The sequence below is a fragment of the Halobellus sp. GM3 genome (genome assembly GCF_052545375.1).
Map to the genome: position 1 here is coordinate 1 of NZ_JBQWLT010000025.1, position 4,813 is coordinate 4,813.

Here is a 4,813-nt window from a genome sequence, read left to right on the forward strand (position 1 = left end):
TTCGCTACAGTGTGACACTGTATTCTCAATGGTATGAGTGTGGCTTTGGACGGTTAGTGCTCGTGGGCTTAACACCTCGTTGCCTCGGTGCGTACACCCCGAGTCTATCGAACTCGTCTTCTACGAGTGTCCTCGGTGGTACTTCTTTTTGAGGTGAGTTTCGAGCTTAGATGCGTTCAGCTCTTACCCCGTGGTGCGTGGCTACTCGGCATCTGCCCTTTCGGACAACCGATACACCAGTGGCACCCATTCGTAGTTCCTCTCGTACTATACGAACGTTCCTCTCAAGTACCGTAACACCCCCAATAGATAGCAGCCGACCTGTCTCACGACGGTCTAAACCCAGCTCACGACCTCCTTTAATAGGCGAACAACCTCACCCTTGCCTGCTTCTGCACAGGCAGGATGGAGGGAACCGACATCGAGGTAGCAAGCCACCCGGTCGATATGTGCTCTTGCGGGTGACGACTCTGTTATCCCTAAGGTAGCTTTTCTGTCATCAACGGGCCCCATCTCGGAGCCTCGTTGGTTCGCTAGACCACGCTTTCGCGTCAGCGATCCTCGTTGGGAAGATCACTGTCAGACTTCCGTTTGCTCTTGCGCTCTTCCTCGGGTTTCCGACCCGAGTGAGGAAATCTTTGGGCGCGCTCGATATCTTTTCGAGCGCGTACCGCCCCAGTCAAACTGCCCAGCTACCGGTGTCCTCCGCCAGGAGTGAGAGTCGCAGTCACTAACGGGTAGTATTTCACGGCTGACTCGGTGGCCCGCTAGCGCGGGTACCTGTGTAATGTCTCCTACCTATGCTGCACATCAGCGACCACGTCTCAGCGACAGCCTGCAGTAAAGCTCTATAGGGTCTTCGCTTCCCCTTGGGGGTCTCCAGACTCCGCACTGGAACGTACAGTTCACCGGGCCCAGCGTTGGGACAGTGACGCTCTCGTTGATCCATTCATGCAAGCCGCTACTGAAGCGGCAAGGTACTACGCTACCTTAAGAGGGTCATAGTTACCCCCGCCGTTGACGGGTCCTTCGTCCTCTTGTACGAGGTGTTCAGATACCCGCACTGGGCAGGATTCAGTGACCGTACGAGTCCTTGCGGATTTGCGGTCACCTATGTTGTTACTACACAGTCGGAGCGTCCGAGTCACTGCGACCTGCTCGATCAAAAGCAGGCATCCCTTCTTCCGAAGGTACGGGACTAACTTGCCGAATTCCCTAACGCCGGTTGCTCCCGACAGGCCGTGGCTTTCTCCGCCTGAGCACCTGTGTCGGATCTCGGTACGATCATCATACGTCTTTTCACGGGCTCTCGGTACCAGCGACTTGCGCTGTCTCGTGCTTCGATCGCTTCGTGCCGTTACGGCCTCCACGATCTTCCACGGTTCGACGGGGCGAAGGCCCCGCTCGCTGTTTCCCAAAGCGTCGACAGAATATATGATGGCACTGGAATATTAACCAGTTTCCCTGTTTGTCCCAGTCGAGTTACGGTGGGACTTAGGATCGGCTAACCCTCGGCTGATTGGCAGTGCCGAGGAACCCTTGCTCGTTTGGCCGTCGGGGTTCACACCCGACTCTCGCTGCTACTGTGACCAGGATTTTCGTCACTGTTCGGTCCACACGAACTCTCGCCCGTGCTTCCGTCCGAGCAGTGCGCCAAGCCTACTAGGTCGTCCGATGAAGGACGCTGCCAGGTCTCGGTGGTAGATTTGAGCCCCGATCATTTTGGGCGCCTCGAACCTCGGCCGGTAAGCTGTTACGCTTTTCTTAGAGGGTAGCTGCTTCTAAGCTCACCTCCCGGCTGTTTAGGGCTCGAGACCACCTTCGGTTGCACTTAATCTACACTTGGGGACCTTAACCCGGCTCTGGGTTGTCTCCCTCACGGTACACAGGCTTACCCCGCATACCGGATTCCCGACGTCTCTGACGTCTGCAAGTTCGGAGTTTGACAGGACGGCCGACTCCTCTCGGAGGCGGGTCGTCCAATCGGTCGCTCTACCTCGCAGACTATCTCGGTCGAGGTCATGCTTCGACATGTTTCGGCTGGAACCAGCTGTTGCCGAGTTCGATGGGCCTTTCACCCCTACGCACGGGTCAGAGGAGGGTATTGTAGGACACCACCCCTTCAGGCCTCCACGCAGCTTTCGCCACGCTTCACCTTGCCCGCGCGTAGATCACTCGGTTTCGGGTCGCACCCACGTGACTCCCCGCGCTTGAACACGGTGACCCTCGTCTCCGAAGAGACTGCGGTCATATCGGTTTCCCTGCGCCTTCCTGGATTATCCAGTTAGACTCGCCACGTTTGTGCACTCCCTGGGTCGTTTTTCAAAACGCACGACGCGACACCGGCTTCCCCGAGGTCCTACTGGTGGGTCGCCCCACGGTCGTTTTCTCGGGGACCTTGTATGCCCCGTCGTTCTATCACTGACTGAGTTCAGGCCCTATTGCACCGCCCTGTTCGGGGTGCTTTTCAGCGTTCGCTCACGCTACTTGTTCGCTATCGGTCTCGAGGAGTGTTTAGTCTTCGCAGGGGATGCCTGCGGGATTCACGAGGAATATCCAATCCTCGCTACTCTGGAGGTGGTCCGGGATCTTCGCGATCGGATACGGGACTGTCACCCTGTATCGTACTCCATTCCAGGAGATTTCTCCGGTTTTGAAGATCCGTTATGACCAGTCCGAACACCACATTGCCCTAAGGCTTCGGTTTGGACTGTGTCGCGTTCACTCGCGGTTAGTAACGACATCACTGTTGTTTTCTGTTCCTGCACCTACTGAGATGTTTCAATTCGGTGCGTTCCCCATTGCGCGAAGCAATTGCGGTGGGGATTCCCATTCGGAGATCCTGAGTTCTTTGCCTCCGTGCGGCTCCCTCAGGCTTTTCGCAGCTTGGCACGTCCGTCGTCGGCTCTCGAGCCGAGCCATTCACCAGCCAGTACAGTAGCCAGTTATGAGTGTCGTACTGTAACGTACGATACTGTGTGTTGGTTTGTTACTGTCTGTTGGAACTGTTATCGTGGGTTGAATCGATCTGAGTCGAACTTCAAGTCACGATAACGGTGATCTGTAGACGTCCACATTGTCTGCTCGAAATCGGTTCGGGCAGACGGGTTCAGTGGGCGTCTGGATTGCACGCGTACATACGGTCGTCATTGAACGTCCGGTGGCTGCCGGAGCGTCCGTCGAACCCTTCCTATCCGCGCTTTCACGGGATAGTGCATCAGTTCGTTGGGGACTCAGGGTCGGTCGGTGTCCCACTTAAGGGACTCGTTTCCGAGGTGAGTCGCCGACATGGACCCGCTGGGATTTGAACCCAGGGCGTCCTCCTTGCAAAGGAGGTGCTCTACCGCTGAGCTACGGGCCCGGTTAGCCTTGGTGGTTCTTAGGTGCCTGTCCGCTGGGCGAGCCGGTCCAATCGTGTGGACGGTGGAATCGCAGTGATATGAGTGAAAGGTGGGTCAGGCGCGGCGGCCTGATCCCGGTCTGTAGGAGGTGATCCAGCCGCAGATTCCCCTACGGCTACCTTGTTACGACTTAAGCCCCCTTGCGAAGCCCAGATTCGACTGTCGGTGAGACAGCCTCATCCGGACCTCACTCGGGTGCTTTGACGGGCGGTGTGTGCAAGGAGCAGGGACGTATTCACCGCACTCTGGTGAAGTGCGATTACTACCGAATCCAGCTTCATGTGGGCGAGTTTCAGCCCACAATCCGAACTACGATCAAGTTTCGGAGATTAGCGTCCTCTTTCGAGGTTGCAACCCATTGTCTTGACCATTGTAGCCCGCGTGTAGCCCAGCTCATTCGGGGCATACTGACCTACCGTTGCCCGTTCCTTCCTCCAGTTTGGCACTGGCAGTCCTCATAATGTACCCAGCCAGTCGAAACTGCTGCTGGCAATTAGGAGTGCGGGTCTCGCTCGTTGCCTGACTTAACAGGACGCCTCACGGTACGAGCTGACGGCGGCCATGCACCTCCTCTCTACAGCTCGTGGCGAGGTCATCAACCTGACCGTCATTACTGTAGTCGGAGCTGGTGAGATGTCCGGCGTTGAGTCCAATTAAACCGCAGGCTCCTCCGGTTGTAGTGCTCCCCCGCCAATTCCTTTAAGTTTCATCCTTGCAGACGTACTTCCCAGGCGGTTCGCTTCTCGGCTTCCCTACGGCACAGCACAGGCGCGTAGCCTGTGCCACACCTAGCGAACATCGTTTACGGCTAGGACTACCCGGGTATCTAATCCGGTTCGAGACCCTAGCTTTCGTCCCTCACTGTCGGATCCGTCTTCTCGAGATGCTTTCGCCATCGGTGGTCCGTCCGGGATTACAGGATTTCACTCCTACCCCGGACGTACCTCTCGAGCCTTCCGGTCCCAAGCCTCGGAGTTTCCGCCGGACGCCCACGCGTTGAGCGCGTGGATTTCCCGACGGACTTTCGAGGCCAGCTACGGACGCTTTAGGCCCAATAAGATCGGCCATCACTTGAGCTGCCGGTATTACCGCGGCGGCTGGCACCGGTCTTGCCCAGCTCTTATTCGTGTACCGCCCTACGGTACACAAAAGCGAGGACGATATGCCCTCGCACTCGGAGTCCCCTTATCGCACGTGCGTGCAGTGTAAAGGTTTCGCGCCTGCTGCGCCCCGTAGGGCCCGGTATCTTGTCTCAGATACCGTCTCCGGGCTCTTGCTCTCACAACCCGTCCCGATTATGGGCACGGTGGGCCGTTACCCCACCGTCTACCTAATCGGCCGCAGCCACATCCTGCAGCGCCGGAGCGTTTCTGGCTTTCGGCAATTCCAGCGTGAAAGCGCTATGACGCATT

The 4,813-nt window shown here is 57.2% G+C and carries 1 tRNA gene and 2 rRNA genes; all 3 read right to left on the reverse strand.

Annotated elements, in window-relative coordinates:
- Positions 1-34: 34 nt before the first annotated feature.
- Positions 35-2,950, reverse strand: a 23S ribosomal RNA gene (locus tag ACT3HL_RS17565).
- Between the two features lie 339 nt (positions 2,951-3,289).
- A tRNA-Ala gene (locus ACT3HL_RS17570) sits at positions 3,290-3,361 on the reverse strand.
- A 123-nt stretch (positions 3,362-3,484) separates the two neighbouring features.
- Positions 3,485-4,813 (reverse strand): 16S ribosomal RNA (locus ACT3HL_RS17575); the annotation flags it as partial.